Source organism: Streptomyces sp. HUAS TT11 (assembly GCF_051553595.1).
Taxonomy (GTDB): Bacteria; Actinomycetota; Actinomycetes; order Streptomycetales; family Streptomycetaceae; genus Streptomyces.
In genome coordinates, this window is record NZ_CP196184.1 from 1,097,141 (window position 1) to 1,118,453 (window position 21,313).

Here is a 21,313-nt window from a genome sequence, read left to right on the forward strand (position 1 = left end):
TCTCTGCGTGGGGGGTGGGGGAGCAGTTACTTCAGACCGCGATTTAAGAAGTGAAGTAAGGGACTGTCAAGACTTTGGTACAGACCAGTAGTTCAGGGGGTTCGCCGGATGCGGATCGATGCGGACGTCCGGTACTCGGACGGTCGGCGCCCGCGGGTCACGGGCGCCGACGCGCACCGTCAGGCGTTGGGGTCGAACGTGATCCCGGCCGGCTTTGCCTTGGCAAGGTGGGAAGCGAAGTTGTCGTCCCTCAGACCGAAGTGGGCGCTGCCGAAATCGGCCTGGCTCAGCTTCTCGCGGACTCCCGCGGGGTAGCCGTTCCATCCGACCAGCGCGGGGAACTGCCAGGCGTGGTAGTGGTTCTCCGGCGGCTCGTCGTTGCTGTTTGCGGGGCGGAAGCAGTGGGTGCCGATGCCGTCCTTGTGATACACGACCTTGGGGTGGGTGCCGTCCCAGCGGATCTGGTCGCGGCTGTAGATGTCGAAGTCTCCGTGAGCCGACGTGGAGACGTACTGCGCCTGGTTGTTCTGCACCCAGACGACCACGTGCTCCCAGTCGTGGCGGTGTCCGCCGAGGCTCGTCCCGGGGAGTGCCTGGTCCTTCTCGAAGTACAGCCCGTAGATGATGGCGCACCAGCCGTTGTTGCACTTGTAACGGGAGTACCCGTTGGTGTTGTCGAGATCCGAGGCGTCGCGGCAGTTCCCGTTGAGCGCACCGGTCGGATTGAGACCGGCGTTGAGGGTTCCGTCGGGGCCGATGGCGGGGGTCGGATAGCAGCCGTCCGTGTCGTAGTCGTAGGCCGGCTGGAACGTCTGCTCCAGTCCGTCCGCGTTGGCGGGCAGACCCTTCGGCGGGGCGGCCAGCGCGACGCCCGGGAAGGCGACCACGAGCGCGGCAGCGGCGGCGACGACGACCGACGTTCTGCGGAATCTCGAGTGCTTCTGCATTTTCACTGCGGCCTCCTGAGACACGGCGGTGGGGGGTACGCGGAGCACGATTGGCATGCCCGGAACAATCTCGTGACACACCGTGCATCGGGTGAACAACGCCGCCCCGCCACGTGATGACCGCTCAACGACTAGGCGTTCACGTCGAATTGGAGACGAACGACCCGTGTCCTGGCATGCTGCCCGCATGTCGACCCCCATGCGCCCGCGCTCCGCTCCCACGGCCACGGCATCGTCCGATCGCGTCGACGGACTGCGGATCCGGGCGCACCGGGTGGACCAGGACGTGCGGGGTGCCGGGCGCGTCCTGCGGGAGGTGTCCTTCGACGCCGACCCGGGGCGCATCACGGTGATCGTCGGCAGCAGCGGGGCGGGCAAGAGCGTGCTGCTGCAGACGCTCGCGGGCCTGCGCGCACCTTCGGGCGGGCGGGTGCTGCACGACGGCTCACCGCCCGGACGGCCTGGGCCGCGGTTCGGGTTCGTGCCGCAGGACGACGTCATCCACCGCGAACTCCCCCTGCGGCGCACCCTGGTGTACGCGGCGGGGCTGCGCCTGCCACCGGGCACGGCGGCCGGGGACGTCGACGAACGCGTGGACCGTGTGCTGGACGTCCTCTCGCTCACCGACCGGGCGGACACACCCGTAGGCGCGCTGAGCGGAGGCGAACGCAAACGGGCCAGTATCGCCGCCGAGTTGCTCACCCGGCCGCGTGTGCTCCTCCTCGACGAGCCGACCTCCGGCCTGGACCCGGTGACGGCCGCGGGGCTGCTGCGCACACTGCGCTCACTCGCCGAGGACGGCACGACCGTCGTGCTCACCACGCACGTCCTCGCCGACCTGCCGCGCTGCGACCGGGTCGTCTTCCTCTCCCCCACGGGCCGGCTCGCCTACACGGGCGAGCCCGTCGCTCTGTGCGAGGCGTTCGGCGTCGGCACGGTGGAGGAGGTGTACGAGGCCGTGGCCGACGGTTCCCGGGCGCCGGACACCATGACGCCGGACGCGAGGGCCACGGACGTCCCCGACCCCGTGCCCGGCGCCGAGTCGGCTCCCTCCTGGCCGCGCTCCGGAGCCGTGCGTCAATGGCTGCTGCTGACCCGGCGGGCCGACGCCCTGATGTGGCGGAACCGCCTGACCGCCGCCGTGCTGGCCGGATCACCCGTCATGATCGTGGCGATGTTCGTGGTCCTGTTCCGGTCGGGCGCCTTCGACTCCTCCTCGCCCGATCCGGGCACCACCGCGATGATCATGTTCTGGATCGCGTTCAGCGCGTTCTTCTTCGGGCTGACGTACGGGCTGCTCCAGATCTGCACGGAGCTCCCCGTGGTGCGCCGGGAGTGGATCGCCGGAGTGCGGATCGGCCCCTACCTGGCCGCCAAGATCACCACCGTGCTGCCGCTGCTCGCGGTCGCGGACGCAACTCTGCTGGCTGTACTGCGCGCCCTGGACCGGCTGCCCGCGGTGGGATGGACCGTGTACGGATCGCTGTTCACGTCCGCGGTCCTGGCCTCGGCGGCCGCCCTCGCGCTGGGGCTGCTCGCCTCCGCCGCGGTCGGCCAACCCGGACAGGCGACGCTGATGCTGCCGCTGCTGTGCTTTCCGCAGGTGCTGTTCTCGGGCGCGTTCGTGCCGGTGCCGCGGATGCCGCTGCCCGGGGAGGTGATCAGCTGGGCCATGACCAACCGCTGGGCGTTCGAGGCGCTGGGCAGCGGGGTCGGTCTGGAGCCGCTGTGGCGCCGGGGTACCTCACCGCTGGGGCCGCCGCTGCTGCGCTCGTACGGCGACACCTTCGCGCATCCTGCGGCCCGCGGCTGGCTGGCCCTCGCCGGCTTCGCGCTGCTCTTCCTCGGTGTCACCTGGGCCGTCCTCGCCCGCAAGTGCCGGGAGGGAGCCGTACTCAGCCGGGCGGGAGGCTGAGCGCGGACGTCGCGATCCCTCCGGCCGGAGCAGTCCCGCGCGACAGGGGGGCGGGCGCGTACGAGGGTGGATTGCATGATCGAGGCCCATTCCCTCACCAAGCGCTACGGCGGGCACACCGCCGTCGACGATCTGAGTTTCACCGTACGACCCGGCGTGGTCACGGGATTTCTCGGGCCGAACGGGGCAGGCAAGTCCACCACGATGCGGATGCTCCTCGGCCTGGACACTCCCACCTCGGGCCGGGCCGCGGTCAACGGCAGGAGGTACGCCGAGCACCGGGCGCCGCTGCACGAGGTGGGCGCGATGCTCGAGGCGCGCTCCGTCCACACCGGGCGCAGTGCGTACCACCATCTGCTGGCGCTCGCCGCCACGACCGGGATCTCCAGACGCCGGGTGGACGAGGTGATCGACCTGGTCGGGCTGAGCGCGGTGGCGAAGAAACGGGTCGGCGGCTTCTCCCTGGGCATGGGCCAGCGACTGGGCATCGCCGGCGCACTGCTGGGCGACCCGGCGACGGTGATCCTCGACGAGCCCGTCAACGGCCTGGACCCGGAGGGGATCCTGTGGATCCGCAACCTGCTCAAAGGGCTTGCCGCCGAGGGTCGCACGGTCCTGGTCTCGTCGCACCTGATGTCGGAGACGGCACTGACGGCCGAACACCTGATCGTGATCGGGCGGGGACGGCTGATCGCGGACACATCGGTGGCGGAGTTCGTCGCTCGGGCCGCCGGAGACGTGGTGCGCGTGCGCACCGACGAGGCGGACAGGCTGTGCGCGCTGCTGGCCGGACCGGACGTGGCGGTCGCCGCGCGGGAACCGGGCGTGCTGCAGGTGACCGGGCTCAGCAGTGACCGGATCGGACGCCTCGCGGCGGAGCACGGTGTCGCCCTGGCCGAACTGACCCCTCAGCAGGCCTCGCTCGAGGAGGCGTTCATGGAGCTGACCCGGGACGCCGTGGAGTACCAGGCACCCGATGCCCGGCTCATCGGCGCGGGCGGGAAAGGACTGGCGGCATGACGACGGCATCGGCGATCCCCGCCGCCGAGCGGGGCAGGGTCACCCAGCTGAGGGTGATCCGTTCCGAGTGGATCAAACTGCGGTCGTTGCGCTCCACTCTCTTCACACTGCTCGCCGCGGTCCTCGCCATGGTGGGACTCGGCTGTCTGTTCAGCTACTTCACCTCGGCCCGCTGGGACCAACTGCCACCGCAGGAGAGGTTCGCCTTCGATCCGACGCTGGTCAGTCTGCGCGGCATCTACCTGGCCCAGCTGGCGGTCGGAGTGCTGGGCGTCCTCGTGGTCAGCGGCGAGTACGCGACGGGGATGATCCGGTCCTCGCTCTCCGCGGTGCCGCGGCGCCTTCCGGTGCTGTGGGCCAAAGCCCTGGTGTACGCCGTCGTGGCCTGGGGGCTGATGACGATCGCCTCGCTCGCGGCGTTCCTGGCGGGGCAGGCGGCGCTCTCCGGCCGGCACCTGAACACGTCGCTGGGCGAACCCGGGGTGCTGCGCGCGGTCCTCGGGGCCGGCCTGTATCTGACCGTCGTGGGACTGATCGGAGTGGCGTTCGGCGCACTGATCCGCAACACCGCGGGCGGGATCGCCACCCTCTTCGGCCTGCTGCTGGTGCTTCCCGTGCTCGCCCAGGCGCTCCCGTCGTCGTGGCTCGACGAGGCCAACCCGTATCTGCCGAACACCGCGGGGCAGGGTCTGATCCACGTCCAGCAGATGCCTCACACCCTGGCGCCCTGGACCGGCTTCGCCGTGTTCTGCCTGTACGCGCTGATGGCACTGGCCGGGGCAGGGCTGGCCCTCGGACGACGGGACGCCTGACCCGGCGCAGTGCCGGCCCCCGGAGCCCTGCGGCCGGCCCGGCTAGGCCGGGAGAGCTCTCAGCAGCCCACGCGGTCGGCCAGCCCCGCCGTACCCGGCGCCCTGTCCCGGTAGGTCTCCGCGACGAACCGCAGGAACGTGTCCACGTCCTCCGGCCGCGACGACAGGCCGAGGGAGACCCGGACGGCGCCCGCCGAGGGCAGGTGCAGCAGCTCCAAGTAGTCCTCCAGGGACCGCGGGCGGGTGCGGGCCGCCGCCCGCAGACGGGTCAGCGGCAGCGCGAAGGCCGCCTCACCGGCGCCGGGGTTGCAGAAGCAACCGGTGCGCAGGGAGATACCGCGTGCCGCGCTGTCCCGCGTGACGATCCGCTCGTCCACGACGCGGCCGTCAGCCCCGAGCACGTTCAGCGCGACGGTACCGCCGCGGTCCGGCTCCCCGGCCCCGGGGCCGTACACCCTGACCAGAGGCGAACCGTCCCTGTGGCGCAACGCGCCGAGGCCGGTGAGCAACCGGTCCGTGAGCACGGCGACATGCGTGTGCACCCGATGCACTCCGATCCGGTCGATCCAGGCGAGTCCGGCGGTGACATCCGGTATGGAGAGGAAGTTGACGGTGCCGTCCTCGAACGCCGCCTCGTCGGGGGCCAGGACGTGCCACTGCGCCTGCGCGCTGACCGCGTATATCGTGCCGCCCGAGAACCAGGGCCGGCGCAGCCGGGCGAGCGCCTCCTTGCGTGCGATCAGGCTGCCCACGCCGGTGGGGTGACCGAAGACCTTGTACCAGCTGACCACGGTGAAGTCCGGATGGAACCGGCTCAGGTCCAGCGTGTTGGTGGGGACGAAAGCGGCGGCGTCGAGCAGCACGTCGTAGCCGCGGTCGCGGGCCGGGGCGATCCACTCCAGCGAATGCTGCACTCCGGTGAAGTTGCTCTGCGCCGGATAGGCCAGCAGCCCGCGCCGGCGGCCGCGTCCGGGCAGCAGCCCGCGCCCGCCGGTGGTCAACGCGGCCTCGAGCCGCTGCTCGTCGAGCCTCAGGGCGGGTCCGGCCACCGGAACGTACGCGGTGGCCGCCCCCCTCGCACGGGCGTACTCACGCAGGCCGTTCACGGAGTTGTGGTTGTCCAGCGCCATCACCAGCCTGCTGCGCCGATCGAACGGATAGGCCTCGCCCACCAGGCGCAGCGCGCCCGTCGCGTTCGGCGTGAAGATCACCGCGTACTCACCGGGGTCCGCGCGGAAGTGGCGCAGCACCGCCTGGCGGGCCTCCGAGAGCAGCACGCCCGAGGCGCGTGAGGCGGGGCTCTCCGAGTGCGGATTGCCGAACAGGGCACCGGTGATCCGCGCCGCGCTCCCGGTGACGAGGGAGCTCGGAGGCAGGCCGGCTCCCGTGTGGTCCAGATAGGTGTGCCCCCCGGCGTCGAGGTAGCCGAACTCGCGGGCACGTAGGCGTGCGAAGTCCTCGGCCTCCTCGAATCCGTCGCCGTGCGCGCCGCCGGTGGTCTGCAAGTCCGCCACGATCCCCCCTGTGTCCTGCCGTCCCGGCCCGTCGCGTGCGCGGGACGCGCCCTCATCTTCCGCCCGGCAGGCGACGGGACCACCCGCCCGCGAAAGCGGCATCCGCCCCCGCGGAGCCTTCCCCGGGCGGCCCCGCTTCACATCCGTCGCTGTGGCCCCCACGGCACCACGGCCCTGTCACACCCCCGCAACGGTCACCTGCGAGAATCGAACACAGCACCGCCGTACGGCAGACATGCCACGGATCCTGGAGGAGCCCTGTGCCGCCGACCTCGCGACCGCTGCAGAAGCTGGGATTCCTCACCATCGGCCTGTTCGACGAGGCCGATCCGCGCCATGGACACGAGTCGACGCTGGAGATCATCGAACTGGGCGAGCGGCTCGGCTTCGACAGCGCCTGGGTGCGCCACCGCCATCTGCAGTTCGGGATCTCCTCGCCGGTCGCCGTGCTCGCGGCCGCCACCCAGCGCACCGAGCGGATCGAGCTCGGGACCGCGGTCATCCCACTGGGCTGGGAGAACCCGCTGCGCCTCGCCGAGGACCTGGCCACCGTCGACATCCTGTCCGGCGGCCGGCTCAACCCGGGCGTCAGCGTCGGCCCCCCGATGCATTACGACCAGGTCAAGCAGGCCCTCCACCCGGACACCGCCGGCAAAGAGGACTTCGGCTACGAACGCGTGCAGCGGCTGCTGGACTTCGTGCGCGGGAAGCCGGCCACCGACTTCAGCGGTGTCGAGGGCTTCGAGGTGTTCTCCGAGCGGGTCCAGCCGCACTCCCCCGGCCTGGGCAGGCGCATGTGGTACGGCGGCGGGAGCCTCCGCTCGGCACGGTGGGCGGGCGAACACGGGATGAACCTGCTGACCAGCAGTGTCGTGAAGGCGGAGGAGTCGGAGGACTTCGCCGAGGTGCAGCTCTCGCACATCCGCACGTTCCGCGCCCATCACCCCGAGGGCGAGCGTGCCCGGGTCTCGCAGGGGCTCGTCGTGATCCCCACCGACAGTGCGACGCCCGAACAGCGGGCCCGGTACGAGGAGTACGCGGCGAAGCGGACACCGCGCACGGCGACGCCGCAGGGTCCCGGCCGGCTGATGTTCGCGCCCGACCTCGTCGGACCGTCCGGGCAGATCGCCGAACAGCTGTATGCGCACGCCGCGTTCCGGGAGGTCCACGAAGTGGCGTTCGCCCTGCCGTTCACCTTCGAGCACGAGGACTACGTGCAGATCCTCACGGACATCGCCACCCGGCTCGGACCTGCGCTCGGCTGGCGGCCGGCCGGCTGAGCTCCGGGCGGCGGCGCGGACCCGGTCATGTCCCGCCGGGCGGCCCGGGTGCCCGTCGGGCCTCCCGTGCGATCTTTCGCACGGGCAGCCGACGGGAGATGCTTGCCCCCGAGAGGTCCGCACGAACGACGGACGGAGCCCGCATGACCGGGGACAGCGGTACGGAGATCGAGCTGCGGCCCGTCGCGGGCCATATCGGCGCCGAGATCACGGGGGTCGATCTGGCCGGCGACCTGGACGACGCGGCGGTGGCCACGATCCGGTCCGCCGTGCTGCGCTGGAAGGTCGTGTTCTTCCGGGACCAGGAACTCGACCACGCCGCACACATCGCCCTCGCCCGTCGGTTCGGCGAACCGGTGATCCTGGGCAAGCGCGGGAGCGCCTCACCGCAGGACCACCCCGAGGTGGAGACCACGGCCGACCGCCTGGAGCTCGGCGGGCGCTACGGCATGGACCACGACGAATGGCTGCGCCGCAGACGGCACTCACTGCTGAGGGGCTGGCACTGCGACCACGGTGCCCGCGTCGATCCGCCCGCCGCGACCATCCTGCGCGCCGAGACGGTGCCGCCCTACGGCGGGGACACCCAGTGGTCCAACCTCGCAGCCGCCTACGCCGGGCTCTCGGAGCCGGTACGGGCCTTCGTCGACGGGCTGCGCGCCGAGCACCGGCTGGGTGTCGGCTACCAGGCGCGACCCGGCGACGACGCCTATCTGCGGCATCTCCTCGACCACCAGGTGGCGACGGAGCACCCGCTCGTGCGGGTGCATCCCGAGACGGGCGAACGGGTGCTGTTCGTGAACGGCTACTACCTCGACCAGATCACGGGCCTCTCGCGCGCCGAGAGCGCACACGTCCTGCAACTGCTTGTGGAACAGGCCACGCGTCCCGAGTACACGGTCCGCTTCCGCTGGGAACCGGGCAGCGTCGCCTTCTGGGACAACCGGTCCACCATCCACCTCGCCCCCGGGGACCTGGTCACCCCCGGACATCCCCGGATCATGCACCGCGTGATGCTCGCCGGAGACGTCCCGGTCGGGCCCGACGGCAAGCCCTCGGCGCCCATCACCGGTACGGAGCCCGGGCGTTGGTGACACCACGCGGGAGGGCGCCGGCGGTCCGAGCCGGCCGTTCACGGCGTCGTCGGCGCGCAGATGCCCCGCGCGCGGACGGCGCGGTGGACCGGGGGGTGTTCGCTGCGGGGAATCCTCCGCCTGCGACCGGAACCTCCTGCTGCCACTTCCTGTGAGTTCCTTGTCGTATTCCGCCGCATCCGGCGGCAACCTGGGCTAGATTCGAGCACCGCCGATCCCGCATCGATCGGCGACGTCGCAGAGAGGCTCGGGGGCGGCGCATGCGCGACTTGGGGAACGTCCGGGCGGCCGCCCAGGACACGACGGGATCGCCCGTCATGACCGGAGGGCTCGCCGACAGCGTCTTCGACCGGGCGGCCCGGGATCCGCTGCTGCCGCAGATCGCCCGTCGCAGCGACGACGGCGTCTGGACGACGGTGACGGCGATCGAACTGCGGGACGAAGTGGTCGATCTGGCCAGGGGGCTCGTCGCCTCGGGCATCCGTCCCGGCGACCGGGTGGCCATCATGGCGCGCACCCGCCACGAGTGGACCGTGCTCAGCTGTGCGCTGTGGGCGGTCGGGGCCGAAGTCGTGCCGATCTACCCGACGTCCTCGCACGAACAGGTCGAGTGGATCCTCCGGGACTCGGACTCGGTCGCGGTGCTGGTCGAGGACGAGCACGGGGTGATGACCGTGGGCTCCGTGTGCGCCTCGCTGCCCCGGCTGCGCCACGTCTGGCAGTTGGACACCGGCGCGCTCCAGGCACTCGTGGAGCGTGGCCGCCCGGTACCGGCCACGACCGTGGACTCGTTGCGCCGGATCGTGCTGCCGGACTCGACCGCGGTCATCGCCTACACCTCGGGCACGTCCGGACACCCCCGCGGATGCGCGCTCAGCCATCGTAATCTGGCCGGCGCCGGCGACACGAGGCTGGCGGGCTGGGGGCACACCTGGGCTCCGCCGGGGGAGCAGCCCTCCACCGTCGTGTTCCTGCCCTTCTCGCACGTGTACGGGCTGATGGTCCAGGTGCTGTGCCTGCGGGGCGGCCTGCTCATGGGGCACGAACCCGAGCTCCGCGCGGACGTCCTCGCCGAGTCCCTGCTGACCTTCCGTCCCACCTACTTGTGCGCGGTTCCGTTCGTCTTCGAGAAGCTCTACAAGAACGCCCTCCGCGCCGCCCAGCAGGCGGGCCGGGGCGCCCTGTTCGAGCGGGCCGTGCGCACGGCACAGGACTACGCCCTGGCGACGGAGCGGCAGCGGCTGGGCACGGGGCCGGGACCCGGTCTCGATCTGAAGCTCCAGCACAGCCTCTACGACAGGGCGGTCTACCGGAAGGTGCGCGCCAGCCTCGGCGGGCGGGTGTGCGGCGCCGTGTCCGGTGGATCGCCGCTCAGCCGTGAACTCGCCCTGTTCTACGAGGGGATCGGCATCTACGTGCACGACGGATACGGGCTGACCGAGACGGGCGGAGGGATCACCGCCCAGCCGCTCGGGCGGGAGAAGTCCGGCACCGTCGGGCTCCCGCTGCCGGGCATCGACGTGCAGGTGGCACCGGACGGGGAGATCCTCGTGCGCGGCCCCTCGGTCTTCCAGGGGTACGTGAACGACGATCTGGGCACACACGCGGCGCTGCGCGAGGGCTGGCTGGCGACGGGCGATCTCGGGCACCTCGATCCGGAGGGATACCTGTCCATCACGGGCCGCAAGAAGGACATCATCGTCACGAGCGGCGGGAAGAGCGTCGCTCCGGCGGCCCTCGAGGAGCGGCTGCGCATGCATCCGCTCATCCATCAGGCGGTGGTCGTCGGCGACAACCGGCCCTGCGTGGGTGCTCTGATCACACTGGACCCGGAGTTCGTGGCGCACTGGCGCGGCGCGCTGTTCATGCCTGGGGACGTCCCGGCGGGCGAGGCGCGGGAGGCGAACGCGCTGCGCCAGGAGGTCGCCCGTGCCGTGGCCGCCGCGAACACCACGGTGTCGCGGTCCGAGTCCATCCGGGTCTTCCGTGTCCTGCCGGAGCCCTTCGACGTGTCCAACGGACTCCTGACCCCGTCGATGAAGCTGCGCAGGGACGCCATCGCGCACCGGTACGCGGTCGAGATCGACGGGATGTACCACTCCGCGTCGCGGGTTCCACGGGAGCGGAGGTCCGAGGAACTTCCCCTGTGGGACGACTCCGACGACGTGTTCCGGCGCACGAGGTGAGCGGGCGTCTGCGGACCCGCGACGGGCTGCACGGCGGGGCATGACATCGGCGTTCACCGCCGCCGCACCGACCGCCCGACCGTATCCGCCCCCGCGAACGGCGACCGCGATCCGTCCGTCCCACACGGCCACAACCGGAAACGCCGAAGCCACCCCACACACCACCGAGCCCGCCCGGAGACCCGGCACGACGGCTGCTCACCGCCACCACGCCGCCCAGCCCCGAGCGACCCGCGAACGGCGACCCCGATCCGGCCGTCCCACACGGCCACAACCGGAAACGCCGAAGCCACCCCACACACCACCTGGCCCGCCCGGGGACCCGGCACGACGGCTGCTCACCGCCACCACGCCGCCCAGCCCCGAGCGACCCGCGAACGGCGACCCCGATCCGGCCGTCCCACACGGCCACAACCGGAAACGCCGAAGCCACCCCACACACCACCGAGCCCGCCCGGGGACCCGGCACGGCAGATCATGAGGACAAGGCTCACCGCCCCGTGCCCACCGACCCCGGGCGCCCTCCGCAGCCGGCGATCCCGCCTCAGTCCCCTGCGTCGTCGACCGCGGTGGGCGGGCCGCCCCACACGCCGTCGGGCCCGGTCACGCGCTCTGGCGCGGGACGCCCGTATCACCCGCCACGGACTCCGGACCGCCGTGTCCCGCGACCGGCTTCGCGGCGCCGCTGGTGTCAGGTGCGACGGCCGAGGCACCCCTTACCGGGCCGTCCGGATGCGCGTCAGGGGCAGTGCGGCGCATTCTTGCTGTGATACCTCACCCGACGGCTCGGGACGAAGGCAGACCGATGCAAGGGAGCGCCGAGCGCGTGGACAGCGCACCCGGGACACCGACCGCTGTGCTGACCGGCGCCGTGACGGACGCGATCCAGGCCGTGGCCGGATTCGCGGGCGGGGTCTACCTGCGCGCCAGCACGCCCGCGGTGCTGCGCCTTGCGGTGCTCGCGGGGCTGCCGGGGCCGCTGTTCCGGCCGTGGACGCGACTGCACATGGACCGGCAGCTTCCCGCCGCGGACGCCTACCGGCTCCGCACGCCGGTCGTGCTCACCGACGCCACGGACACGATGCGGCGCTACCCGCAGATGGCTGCCGGGCTGCCGTTCCGCTTCGGCTCCTTGTACGTGCCCGTCATGGACGGTACGACGGCGTACGGCGTCCTCGCGGTGCTGCGGCCCCCGCTTCCGGAGGGCTCCGAGGCACTGCCCCACCGGGCCAGGGTCACGGCGGTCGCGGAGCGCCTGGGGGGCGCCCTGCGCGCCCTGGAACAGGACGGGGTCCCGTTGCACTGGGACGGGGACCCGATGGGCGTACGGCTGCCCGCCCACGGTCTGCCCCAGGGCTTCATCGGGCACTTCGTCTGGGACCCCACCGACTCCTCGGTCACCGCCGACGCCACCTTCTGGGACATGACCGGCGGCGCCAAGGACGACGTGGCCCGCTCACCCGAGGCCCTCGCCTCGGCCATCTCCCCCGACGACGCGCACCTGGTGCTCGGTGCGCTGCGGGAGACCGCCGCCGGCTCACCGCCGTCGCGTCCGCTCGGTGTGCGCACCGAGAACGGCGGTCATCTGATGCTGGAGTTCTGGACCGAGGGATCGACCCGGCGGGAGTACCGCGTAGGCGGGCTGGTGATCGACCGGGGGGCGGGGCAGGCAGCGCAGGAGGCCACCGATCTGCTGCCCTACGGTCTCTTCGCCTTCGACCGCCTCGGGCTGATCACCTACGCCAACCCCTGCGCCGCCGACCTGCTGGGCCGGCCGCAGGCGGAGCTCGTCGGCCGGACCCTGTGGGACGCCGTCCCCTGGCTGGCGCGCCCCGCCTACGAGGAACGGCTGCGAGCGGCCCTGATCACGCCCGAGCCGGTGCACTTCCATGTGCGGCGCCCCACCTCGGGCACCGTGCGGGGCGGCGACGGCGACTGGCTCACCCTTTCGGTCTATCCCGGCGCGGACGTCCTGACCTGCCGGATGGTGCCGCTCGGACACAGGGCGGAGGCGCCCTCCATGGATGAGCCCGCGGCGCCGGAGGGGCCGCTGGCGGTCGGGGAGACCCCCACCCCCGTGTACCGGCCCATCGTCCTCGCGATCGCCCTGTCCGAGGCCGTCACCGCGCGCCAGGTGTCCGAAGTGGTGATGCGGGAGTTGCTGCCCGCCTTCGGCGGGACCCGGCTGGCCATCTACCTGCTGCAGGAGCGGCATCTGCACCTGGCCTGGGAGACCGGCTTCCCGCCGCGGTTCCTCTCGCAGTTCGACGGCGTGGGCCTCGACGCCAAACTGCCGGGTGTGGAGACGCTCAATTCCGGCCGGCCGCTGTTCTTCGAATCGATGCAGCAACTGGAGGCCGCCTATCCGGACATGCCGCTCGACACCCCGGTGGGCTCGCGGGCGTTCCTGCCGCTGATCGCCTCCGGGCGGCCGGTCGGCGCCTGTGTGCTCGGCTTCGAACGGCCGCGTACCTTCAGCACCGAGGTGCGCACGGTGCTCACCGCGCTCGCCGGTCTGGTCGCCCAGGCCCTGGAGCGGGCCCGGCTCTACGACTCCGAGGCCGCACTGGCCCGCGGTCTGCAGGAAGCGCTGCTCCCGCACCGGCTGTCGGAGCATCCGCAGGTGGAGACGGAGGGGTGCTATCTGCCCGGCACCCAGGGCATGGACGTCGGCGGCGACTGGTACGACGTCGTCGAGGCCGGCGACGGCCTCGCCCTGGTCATCGGAGACGTACAGGGCCACGGAGTGCAGGCGGCCGCCACGATGGGCCAACTGCGGAGCGCGGTACGGGCGTTCGCGCTCCGCGACCACGCCCCGCACCAGGTGATGGGCGGCACCAACCGGCTGCTCATCGACCTCGATCCCGGCCAGTTCGCGAGTTGCTGCTACATCCGGCTGGACCCGGACACCGGGTACGCACGGGCCGTGCGGGCCGGTCACACACAGCCCCTGCTGCGCCATCCGGACGGCCGCGCGGAGGTCCTCGATCTGCCCGGCGGACTGGTGCTCGGGGTGGACCCGGAGGCCCGCTACCCGGTGACACATCTGCGGCTGGAACCCGGGGCCGTCCTGGCGCTCTACACCGACGGGCTCGTCGAGCAGCCGGGACACGACATCGACGAAGGGGTCGAGGCCCTGCGCAAGGCGCTCGCGGGCGACGGCACGGCCCACGGGGGCGGCCCCCTGCTGTCGGACATCGGGGACCGGCTCATGGAACGTGCCCGGCGGGCCACCGACCGCCCGGACGACATCGCGCTCCTGCTCGCCACACGCCGCCACGAGCCTCCCGGCACCGCCCACACGTAGCGCGCCGGGCGTCCCCTCGTCGAGCCCCGCCGTGGTGCGGCCCCGGCGGTTCCCGTCCATGATCCGGCCGCCTGTTGACGCGGGCGCCGTGCGGGTGCGGTGATGCTCCTCGGCACGACGACCGACCCTGAGGCGAGGACAGTCCTTCGATGGCTCTGCAGATCAGCGCGACCAATCCGGAGCACCCCGCGCTCCTGCTCGACCTGCCCTGGCAACTGCCTCTGGAGCAGTGGCCCGAGCACGTGCTGGTGCCGCTGCCGCGCGGCATCTCCCGGCACGTGGTGCGCTACGCGCGGGCCGGCGCTGAGGTCGTGGCGGTCAAGGAGCTCGCCGAGCGGCCCGCGGTGCGGGAGTTCGAGCTGCTGCGGGACCTGGACCGGCTCGGCATCCCGGCGGTGGACCCGCTCGCCGTGGTCACCGGCCGCGCCGACCGGGACGGCGAAGCCCTCGAACCGGTGCTGATCACCCGGCATCTGGGCGGTTCGATGCCGTACCGGTCGATGTTCGAGACGACGCTGCGCCCCGCCACCATGCACCGGCTGATGGACGCGCTCGCCGTGCTCCTGGTACGACTGCATCTCGCCGGATTCGCCTGGGGCGACTGCTCGCTCTCCAACACCCTGTTCCGGCGGGACGCGGGCGCGTACGCCGCATATCTGGTGGATGCCGAGACCGGGGAGCTGCATCCCCGGCTGAGCCCCGGACAGCGCGACTACGACCTCGATCTCGCACGTGTCAACATCAGCGGCGAACTGCTGGACCTGGAGGCGTCCGGGGCGCTGCATCCGTCCGTGGACGCCATCGAGTTCGGCACGGAGATCTGCGAGCGGTACACCCGGCTGTGGGACGAACTGACCCGCACGTCGGTGTATCCGGCCGGCAAGTACCACTACATCGACCGCCGGGTCCGCCGTCTCAACAACCTCGGGTTCGACGTCGCGGAGATGCAGATCGCGCACTCCAGCAACGGCGACACGGTCACGTTCGTCCCGAAGGTCGTCGACGCGGGGCACCACCAGCGGCAGCTGCTCAGACTGACCGGCCTCGACACCGAGGAGAACCAGGCCCGGCGGCTGCTCACCGACCTCGAGAGCTGGATGGCCACGCAGGACGACTACGCGCCCGGCGATCCCCTCGCCGCCCGGCCCGAGGTACTGGCCCACCGCTGGGTGCGGGACGTGTTCCGGCCCACGGTGCGTGCCGTGCCCCCGGAACTGCGGGGCGCGATGGATCCCGCCGAGCTGTACCACGAACTCCTCGAGCACCGCTGGTACTTGTCCGAGCGCGCCCAGCACGACATCGGTCTGGACACCGCGGTCGACGATTATGTGGCGACCATCCTGCCCCGGGTCCGCGAGACGCTGTCCGATGCCGAGGACGAGGACGCGCGGACGCCACCCTCCGCCTGAACGGACCGTCCTGCGCCCGAGCGCCCCCGTCGCCGTTCACTCAGTCTGCCGTTCCGCCGCGCCCATGATCCCCGCGCACGGTACCGCCGGCCGGCGTTGCGATGATGGCGCCCGAAGGCCCGGCCGGATCGCCATCGGCCGGATGACGAAAGTCAGGAGAACAGCACATGACCTCCACCCGTGGGACGTCCGTGGACATCCCCACTCAGGACGGCACTGCCGACGCCTACCTGGCCTACCCGGACGACGGCAGCCCCCACCCCGCGGTTCTGCTCTACATGGACGCCTTCGGTCTGCGCCCGTCCCTGAAGCAGATGGCCGACCGCCTCGCGGGGAACGGCTACACCGTCCTCGTACCCAACGTCCTCTACCGGCAGGGGCGGGCGCCCGTCGTCGAACTGCCCGAGTTCATCAACACGGCCGAGCGCCCGGAGATCTTGCAGCAGATCGGCCCGCTGGTGCAGGCCCTGACGCCCGAGGTGGTCGAACGCGACGCGAACGCCTATCTGCGCTGGCTCGCCGACTGTCCCCAGGCCGCCGACGGCCCGATCGGCATCACCGGTTACTGCATGGGCTCCCGGCTCGCACTGCGCACCGCCGGTGCGTATCCGGAGCGGGTCGCCGCCGTGGCCGGGTTCCACGGCGGACAGTTGGCGACCGACGCCCCCGACAGCCCTCATCTGGCGGCCGACCGCGTCACCGCCGAGGTCTACTTCGGCCACGCCGACCAGGACGCCTCGATGCCGCCCGAGCAGATCGAGCGGCTGGACAATGCGCTCACGGAGGCGGGCGTCCGCCACCGCACCGAGGTGTACCCCGGTGCCCACCACGGCTACACCCAGGCCGACACCTCGAGCTACAACGCCGAGGCGGCGGACCGCCACTGGAGCGAGCTGCTGGCCCTGCTGGACCGCACCCTGCGGCGCACCGACGGCGCATCGTAGGTCCACCGTCCGGACGGCGGGCCATTCGGGCCCGCCGTCCCGCGGTTGCCCTGGCGCAGGCGGCCCGACGGGCCTGCCGCGGCGTGCGGCGGCCCGGGAACCCGCCTGACAGGTCAGGCCGGGGGGACCACCGCGACCGGGCAGGGCGCGTGGTGGACCAGCGCATGCGCCACCGAGCCGATGCGCGGGCCCATGACGCGGGAGGAGTGCCGCCCCACCACCACGAGCTGCGCACGAGCGGCCGCGGAGAGCAGCACCTGACCCGCGCTGCCCATCTCCACATGCTCGGTCACCGGCACGTCCGGGAAGCGCTCCCGCCAGGGCCGCACGGCCTCGTCCAGCGCCTTGCGCTCGTACGGCTCCAGACCGCCGGCCTCGTCGAGCAGCTTCAGCGATGCGGGGCTGTAGGCGAACACGGGCGGCAGGGTCCAGGCCCGCACCACGCGGACCGCCGCCCCCCGCGCCGCCGCCGTGACGAACGCGAACTCCAGCGCGTCGGCGCCGTCGTCCGGCTCCCCGTGCTGGCCGACGACGATCTCGCGGCCCGCCGCCTCGGCCGCCGCCCGGTCGTCGGACCTGACCAGCACCACGGGCCGGGCGGACTCGGCGATCACCTGCCGCCCGACGGAACCGAGCAGGAAGCCCACGACCGCGCCGTGGCCCCGCGATCCGAGCACCACAAGCTCCGCCGCGGCGGCCTCCTCCACCAGGACCTCGACGGGCGTGCCCTCCAGGGCCTCGGCGGTCACGGTCAGCTCCGGGTGGCGCTCGGTGAGCGTGCGCCGGGCCACCTCGGCGGTTTCCCGGGCCCAGCCCGCCTGGGCGTCCCGGTCCGCGGACGGGACGATCTCGTACGGCTCCCAGTGCCAGGCGTGCACGATCCGCAGCGGCAGACCCCGGCGCACCGCCTCACGGCCCGCCCAGGCCGCCGCGGCGACGCTCTCCGGTGATCCGTCCACTCCCGCGGTGATGGGGCGGGTCATACGGCTGCCTCCCTGTTCATGATCCGACGTGCACACGCTACCGATTCGGGCGCTCACCTGGTTCCGGAGCGAAACCGGACGATCGAACATACGATGGGCGAGACGCCGATGAGTTCGGGGTGGGAGACTTTATGGCACAGGCTGCCAGCGCAGCTGCACGGACCGTCATCCTGACTGTGGACGACGACCCCGGGGTGTCGCGTGCCGTGGCGCGCGACCTGCGGCGCCGGTACGGCGAGTCCTACCGCATCGTGCGCGCCGAGTCCGGCGAGAGCGCCCTCGAGGCCCTGCGGGAGTTGAAGCTGCGGGGCGATCTGGTGGCCGTGATCATGGCCGACTACCGGATGCCCGAGATGAACGGCATCGAATTCCTGGAACAGGCCCTGGACGTCTATCCCGGTGCGCGCCGGGTGCTGCTCACCGCGTACGCGGACACCAGCGCGGCCATCGACGCGATCAACGTCATCGACCTCGACCACTACCTGCTCAAGCCGTGGGACCCGCCGGAGGAGAAGCTCTACCCCGTCCTGGACGATCTGCTGGAGGCGTGGCGGACCTCGGACTACCGTCCGGTGCCGAGCACGAAGGTGGTGGGGCACCGCTGGTCGGCGCGGTCGTCCGAGGTACGGGAGTTCCTCGCCCGCAACCAGGTTCCCTACCGCTGGTACTCGGTCGACACGCCCGAGGGGCAGCGGCTGCTGGCGGCAGCCGGACACGGCGGGGACCGCCTGCCGCTCGTCGTCACCCCGGACGGCACGCCCCTGCTCGAACCGGGCGAACAGGAACTCGCGTCCCACGTCGGGCTGGCCACGACACCCACCGCGGAGTTCTACGACCTGATCGTCATCGGCGGCGGTCCCGCCGGCCTCGGGGCCGCCCTGTACGGCGCGTCGGAGGGCCTGCGGACGCTGCTCGTGGAGCGGTCGGCGACCGGCGGCCAGGCCGGGCAGAGCTCCCGCATCGAGAACTACCTCGGTTTCCCGGACGGAGTGTCCGGCGCGCAGCTGACCGACCGGGCCCGCCGCCAGGCGAAGAAGTTCGGCGCCGAGATCCTCACCGCACGGGAGGTGTGCTCTCTGGAGGTCAACGGGTCGGCGCGCATCGTGCGGTTCTCGGACGGCCCGGCGATCTCGGCGCACAGCGTGATCCTGGCGACCGGCGTGACCTACCGGCAGCTCAGGGCCCCCGGCCTCGAGAAGCTGACGGGGTGCGGTGTCTTCTACGGTTCGGCACTGACGGAGGCCCCCGCCTGTTCGGGCCAGGACGTCTACATCGTCGGCGGCGCCAACTCGGCCGGGCAGGCGGCGATGTACCTCGCCCGGGGCGCCAAGTCGGTCACCGTGCTCGTCCGGGGCGAGTCGTTGTCCGCCTCCATGTCGCACTATCTGATCCAGCAGATCGCCGAGTCCCCCAACATCTCGGTGCGCACCGGAACGGTGGTGGACGCGGCGCACGGCACCGACCACCTGGAGCAGTTGACACTGCGCGACGTGGTCACCGGGCACACCGAACTGGTCGACGCGCAGTGGCTGTTCGTGTTCATCGGGGCCGCCCCGCTGACGGAGTGGCTGGAAGGGACCGTGCTGCGGGACGAGCACGGGTTCATCCTGACCGGTCCCGACATGACCTGCGACGGGCAGCCGCCGCCGAGCTGGGAGCTCGAACGGCCTCCGTACCATCTGGAGACCAATGTCCCCGGTGTGTTCGTCGCGGGCGACGCACGTGCCGAGTCCGCCAAGCGGGTCGCCTCCGCGGTCGGTGAGGGGGCCATGGCCGTGATGCTCGTCCACCGGTATCTGGAGCAGTCATGAATCCACAGGACGGGGAGCGGTGCGTGGGCGGCCGGACGATGACCTGCGACAAGGAGGAGCTCAAGACGCTCTTCCTGTTCGAGAAGCTCACCGACGACCAGTTGGCGCGGCTGTGCCGCGAGGGCCGGGTGGAACTGTTCGAACCCGGCCCGGTGTACACCGAGGGCGAACCGGCCACGTGTTTCTTCGTCCTGCTGAGCGGCACGGTGGTGATGTACCGCCGTGTCGGCTCCGACGACGTGGAGATCTCCCGGACGTCACAGCGAGGGGTGTACGCGGGCGCCTTCCAGGCGTATCTGGGCGAGCGGGCCCGGGGGGCGACGTACAACGGATCGATGCGGGTGACCGAACCGTCGCGGTTCTTCGTCCTGCCCTCCGAGACCTTTTCCTCGGTCATGCGGGACTGGTTCCCGATGGCGGTGCATCTGCTGGAGGGCCTGTTCTTCGGCAACAAGAACACGCAGCAGATCATCAACCAGCGGGAGCGGCTGCTGGCACTCGGTTCCCTGTCCGCGGGGCTCACCCATGAGCTCAACAACCCTGCCGCGGCCGCCGTGAGCGCGACGGCGGCGCTGCGCGAGCGGGTCGCCGGGATGCGGCACAAACTGGGCATGATCGCCGCCGGCCGGTACGAGCCGGAGGCGCTGCTGACCCTGGTCGACATCCAGGAGCGGACGGCGGAACAGGTCGCCAAGGCCATGCCGGTCAGTCCGCTGGAGGCGTCCGACCGTGAGGACGCGATCGGCGACTGGCTCGAGGACCACGGCATCCAGGGCGGCTGGCAGCTGGCTCCCACGTTCGTCCAGGCGGGCCTCGACACCGACTGGCTGGACCAGGTCGAGGCGGCCGTCGAGGAGGGGGCGCTGGAAAGCGCGATCCGGTGGCTCAACTACACGGTCGAGACCGAGCTGCTCATGAACGAGATCGAGGACTCCACGACCCGGGTGTCCACCCTGGTCAATGCCGCCCGGCAGTACTCCCAGCTCGACCGGGCGCCGTACCAGGTCGTCGACGTCCACGAACTTCTCGACAGCACCCTGCTGATGCTTTCCGGGAAGATCGGCCGGCGGATCACCGTGGCCAAGGAGTACGACCGCACCCTGCCGAGCATTCCCGCCTACCCCGGCGAGCTCAACCAGGTGTGGACGAACATCATCGACAACGCGGTCTCGGCCATGGAGGAATCGGGCGGTGACGGCACGCTGACCGTGCGGACGTCGCGCGACCGCGACCGGCTGCTCGTGGAGTTCTGCGACACAGGCCCCGGTGTGCCGCCGGAGATCCGCAACCGCATCTTCGACCCCTTCTTCACCACCAAGCCGGTGGGTCAGGGAACCGGGCTCGGCCTGGACATCTCCTGGCGCATCATCGCCAACAAGCACCACGGCAGCCTGGACGTCCAGTCGGTGCCGGGCGACACACGGTTCCAGGTGCGGCTGCCACTGACCGCCACGGAGGCCGACGTCGTCGAGCAGAGCGCCGAACTCCAGCCGGCTCCCGAATCGTCACCGGAGGCAAGATGAGCACTGTGAACGGAATCGAGCCCGGCGTCCCGCCGAGCGGCAGTGGCTGTGTGGAGTGCAACGAGGCCGGCGGTTGGTGGTTCCATCTGCGGCGGTGCGCGCAGTGCGGGCACATCGGCTGCTGCGACGACTCTCCGGCCAAGCACGCCACTGCCCACTTCCACGCCACCGGGCATCCGGTGATCCGCAGCTTCGAGCCGGACGAAGGCTGGTTCTGGGACTTCACCACGTCCCAGCTGTACGAGTCCGGGCCGGATCTGGCTCCCCCGGCCTGCCACCCCGAGGACCAGCCCGTGCCCGGGCCGGAGGGTCGGGTACCGGCCGACTGGGCGGAGACGCTCCGCTAGGGCCTGTCGTCCGGAACACGTCGGCTGAGAGAAAGACCGAGGAAGGCTCGAGGACTCGCTGCCGGGGACAGGCAGGCCCGCTGACCGTATACGACCTGCCTGTCCCCGGCAGTGCGCGCGCCACGACGGGGTGCCCCTGCCCTTCTCCCGCGAGCCGGCCGCCCCGGAAGTCGCGGTCACCGGATTTCCCGCGCCCGCACATGCGAGGCTGGAGGCGGAAC

Annotated in this window: 15 protein-coding genes; 12 read left to right on the forward strand and 3 right to left on the reverse strand. The window is 71.7% G+C overall.

The window, feature by feature from the left end:
• Window positions 1–179 precede the first annotated feature (179 nt).
• Entirely contained in the window at window positions 180–947 is a 768-nt protein-coding gene (locus tag ACSHXN_RS05195) for an NPP1 family protein (protein ID WP_355138270.1), read from the reverse strand.
• Window positions 948–1,134: 187 nt separating this feature from the next.
• Between ACSHXN_RS05195 and ACSHXN_RS05200 the strand changes: the two genes are divergently transcribed.
• The 3 genes from ACSHXN_RS05200 to ACSHXN_RS05210 all read left to right on the forward strand — a co-directional run bounded on the left by ACSHXN_RS05200 (window position 1,135) and on the right by ACSHXN_RS05210 (window position 4,694).
• Entirely contained in the window at window positions 1,135–2,862 is a 1,728-nt protein-coding gene (locus ACSHXN_RS05200; RefSeq protein WP_438302725.1) for an ATP-binding cassette domain-containing protein, read from the forward strand.
• A gap of 75 nt (window positions 2,863–2,937) precedes the next feature.
• Complete coding sequence (locus tag ACSHXN_RS05205) at window positions 2,938–3,882, forward strand: ABC transporter ATP-binding protein (RefSeq protein WP_438302726.1); 945 nt, start codon at window positions 2,938–2,940, stop codon at window positions 3,880–3,882.
• Complete coding sequence (locus tag ACSHXN_RS05210; RefSeq protein ID WP_438302727.1) at window positions 3,879–4,694, forward strand: ABC transporter permease; 816 nt, start codon at window positions 3,879–3,881, stop codon at window positions 4,692–4,694. The genes ACSHXN_RS05205 and ACSHXN_RS05210 overlap by 4 nt, the downstream gene beginning before the upstream one ends.
• Before the next feature lie 59 nt (window positions 4,695–4,753).
• Here the strand turns inward: ACSHXN_RS05210 and ACSHXN_RS05215 are convergent, their stop codons facing one another.
• The gene (locus ACSHXN_RS05215) at window positions 4,754–6,208 is read right to left on the reverse strand and encodes an aminotransferase class V-fold PLP-dependent enzyme (RefSeq protein ID WP_438302728.1); all 1,455 of its coding nucleotides are present in this window, start codon (window positions 6,206–6,208) and stop codon (window positions 4,754–4,756) included.
• A gap of 260 nt (window positions 6,209–6,468) precedes the next feature.
• Between ACSHXN_RS05215 and ACSHXN_RS05220 the strand changes: the two genes are divergently transcribed.
• The 6 genes from ACSHXN_RS05220 (at window position 6,469) to ACSHXN_RS05245 (ending at window position 16,428) form a co-directional block, all read left to right on the forward strand.
• Window positions 6,469–7,488, forward strand: coding sequence for an LLM class flavin-dependent oxidoreductase (locus ACSHXN_RS05220; RefSeq protein ID WP_438302729.1), 1,020 nt, complete (start codon window positions 6,469–6,471; stop codon window positions 7,486–7,488).
• A gap of 143 nt (window positions 7,489–7,631) precedes the next feature.
• Window positions 7,632–8,582 carry a TauD/TfdA dioxygenase family protein gene (locus ACSHXN_RS05225; RefSeq protein WP_438302730.1) on the forward strand — a complete coding sequence of 317 codons (951 nt, stop codon included), beginning with the start codon at window positions 7,632–7,634 and terminating at the stop codon, window positions 8,580–8,582.
• 260 nt (window positions 8,583–8,842) lie between these two features.
• Window positions 8,843–10,768, forward strand: coding sequence for an AMP-dependent synthetase/ligase (locus tag ACSHXN_RS05230; protein ID WP_355138258.1), 1,926 nt, complete (start codon window positions 8,843–8,845; stop codon window positions 10,766–10,768).
• Window positions 10,769–11,573: 805 nt separating this feature from the next.
• Window positions 11,574–14,075: a SpoIIE family protein phosphatase gene (locus ACSHXN_RS05235; RefSeq protein WP_356110363.1), complete on the forward strand. Its 2,502-nt coding sequence runs from the start codon at window positions 11,574–11,576 to the stop codon at window positions 14,073–14,075.
• A gap of 149 nt (window positions 14,076–14,224) precedes the next feature.
• Window positions 14,225–15,484, forward strand: coding sequence for a DUF4032 domain-containing protein (locus tag ACSHXN_RS05240; protein ID WP_438302731.1), 1,260 nt, complete (start codon window positions 14,225–14,227; stop codon window positions 15,482–15,484).
• Between the two features lie 167 nt (window positions 15,485–15,651).
• Complete coding sequence (locus ACSHXN_RS05245) at window positions 15,652–16,428, forward strand: dienelactone hydrolase family protein (RefSeq protein WP_355138252.1); 777 nt, start codon at window positions 15,652–15,654, stop codon at window positions 16,426–16,428.
• Window positions 16,429–16,541: 113 nt separating this feature from the next.
• Here the strand turns inward: ACSHXN_RS05245 and ACSHXN_RS05250 are convergent, their stop codons facing one another.
• Window positions 16,542–17,411, reverse strand: a complete 870-nt coding sequence (locus tag ACSHXN_RS05250; RefSeq protein WP_356292438.1) for a universal stress protein — start codon at window positions 17,409–17,411, stop codon at window positions 16,542–16,544.
• A gap of 131 nt (window positions 17,412–17,542) precedes the next feature.
• On the opposite strand from ACSHXN_RS05250, the gene ACSHXN_RS05255 reads away from it, so the two are divergent.
• Genes ACSHXN_RS05255 through ACSHXN_RS05265 form a run of 3 tightly spaced genes read left to right on the forward strand, consistent with a single transcriptional unit; the run spans window position 17,543 to window position 21,092 of the window.
• On the forward strand, window positions 17,543–19,222 hold the full coding sequence (locus ACSHXN_RS05255) for an FAD-dependent oxidoreductase (RefSeq protein WP_355138248.1): 1,680 nt from the start codon (window positions 17,543–17,545) through the stop codon (window positions 19,220–19,222).
• A 38-nt stretch (window positions 19,223–19,260) separates the two neighbouring features.
• Window positions 19,261–20,745: an ATP-binding protein gene (locus ACSHXN_RS05260; protein WP_383358864.1), complete on the forward strand. Its 1,485-nt coding sequence runs from the start codon at window positions 19,261–19,263 to the stop codon at window positions 20,743–20,745.
• Window positions 20,742–21,092 (forward strand): UBP-type zinc finger domain-containing protein, encoded by a 351-nt coding sequence (locus tag ACSHXN_RS05265; RefSeq protein ID WP_355800195.1) that lies wholly within the window; start codon window positions 20,742–20,744, stop codon window positions 21,090–21,092. Before ACSHXN_RS05260 ends, ACSHXN_RS05265 begins: the two co-directional genes overlap by 4 nt.
• Window positions 21,093–21,313 lie beyond the last annotated feature (221 nt).

Coding starts and splice junctions, on each gene's coding strand:
- ACSHXN_RS05195 (WP_355138270.1), bottom strand. CDS start 947: ATGCAGAAGCACTCGAGATTCCGCAGAACGTCGGTCGTCGTCGCCGCC.
- ACSHXN_RS05200 (WP_438302725.1), top strand. CDS start 1,135: ATGTCGACCCCCATGCGCCCGCGCTCCGCTCCCACGGCCACGGCATCG.
- ACSHXN_RS05205 (WP_438302726.1), top strand. CDS start 2,938: ATGATCGAGGCCCATTCCCTCACCAAGCGCTACGGCGGGCACACCGCC.
- ACSHXN_RS05210 (WP_438302727.1), top strand. CDS start 3,879: ATGACGACGGCATCGGCGATCCCCGCCGCCGAGCGGGGCAGGGTCACC.
- ACSHXN_RS05225 (WP_438302730.1), top strand. CDS start 7,632: ATGACCGGGGACAGCGGTACGGAGATCGAGCTGCGGCCCGTCGCGGGC.
- ACSHXN_RS05230 (WP_355138258.1), top strand. CDS start 8,843: ATGCGCGACTTGGGGAACGTCCGGGCGGCCGCCCAGGACACGACGGGA.
- ACSHXN_RS05235 (WP_356110363.1), top strand. CDS start 11,574: ATGCAAGGGAGCGCCGAGCGCGTGGACAGCGCACCCGGGACACCGACC.
- ACSHXN_RS05240 (WP_438302731.1), top strand. CDS start 14,225: ATGGCTCTGCAGATCAGCGCGACCAATCCGGAGCACCCCGCGCTCCTG.
- ACSHXN_RS05245 (WP_355138252.1), top strand. CDS start 15,652: ATGACCTCCACCCGTGGGACGTCCGTGGACATCCCCACTCAGGACGGC.
- ACSHXN_RS05250 (WP_356292438.1), bottom strand. CDS start 17,411: ATGACCCGCCCCATCACCGCGGGAGTGGACGGATCACCGGAGAGCGTC.
- ACSHXN_RS05255 (WP_355138248.1), top strand. CDS start 17,543: ATGGCACAGGCTGCCAGCGCAGCTGCACGGACCGTCATCCTGACTGTG.
- ACSHXN_RS05260 (WP_383358864.1), top strand. CDS start 19,261: ATGACCTGCGACAAGGAGGAGCTCAAGACGCTCTTCCTGTTCGAGAAG.
- ACSHXN_RS05265 (WP_355800195.1), top strand. CDS start 20,742: ATGAGCACTGTGAACGGAATCGAGCCCGGCGTCCCGCCGAGCGGCAGT.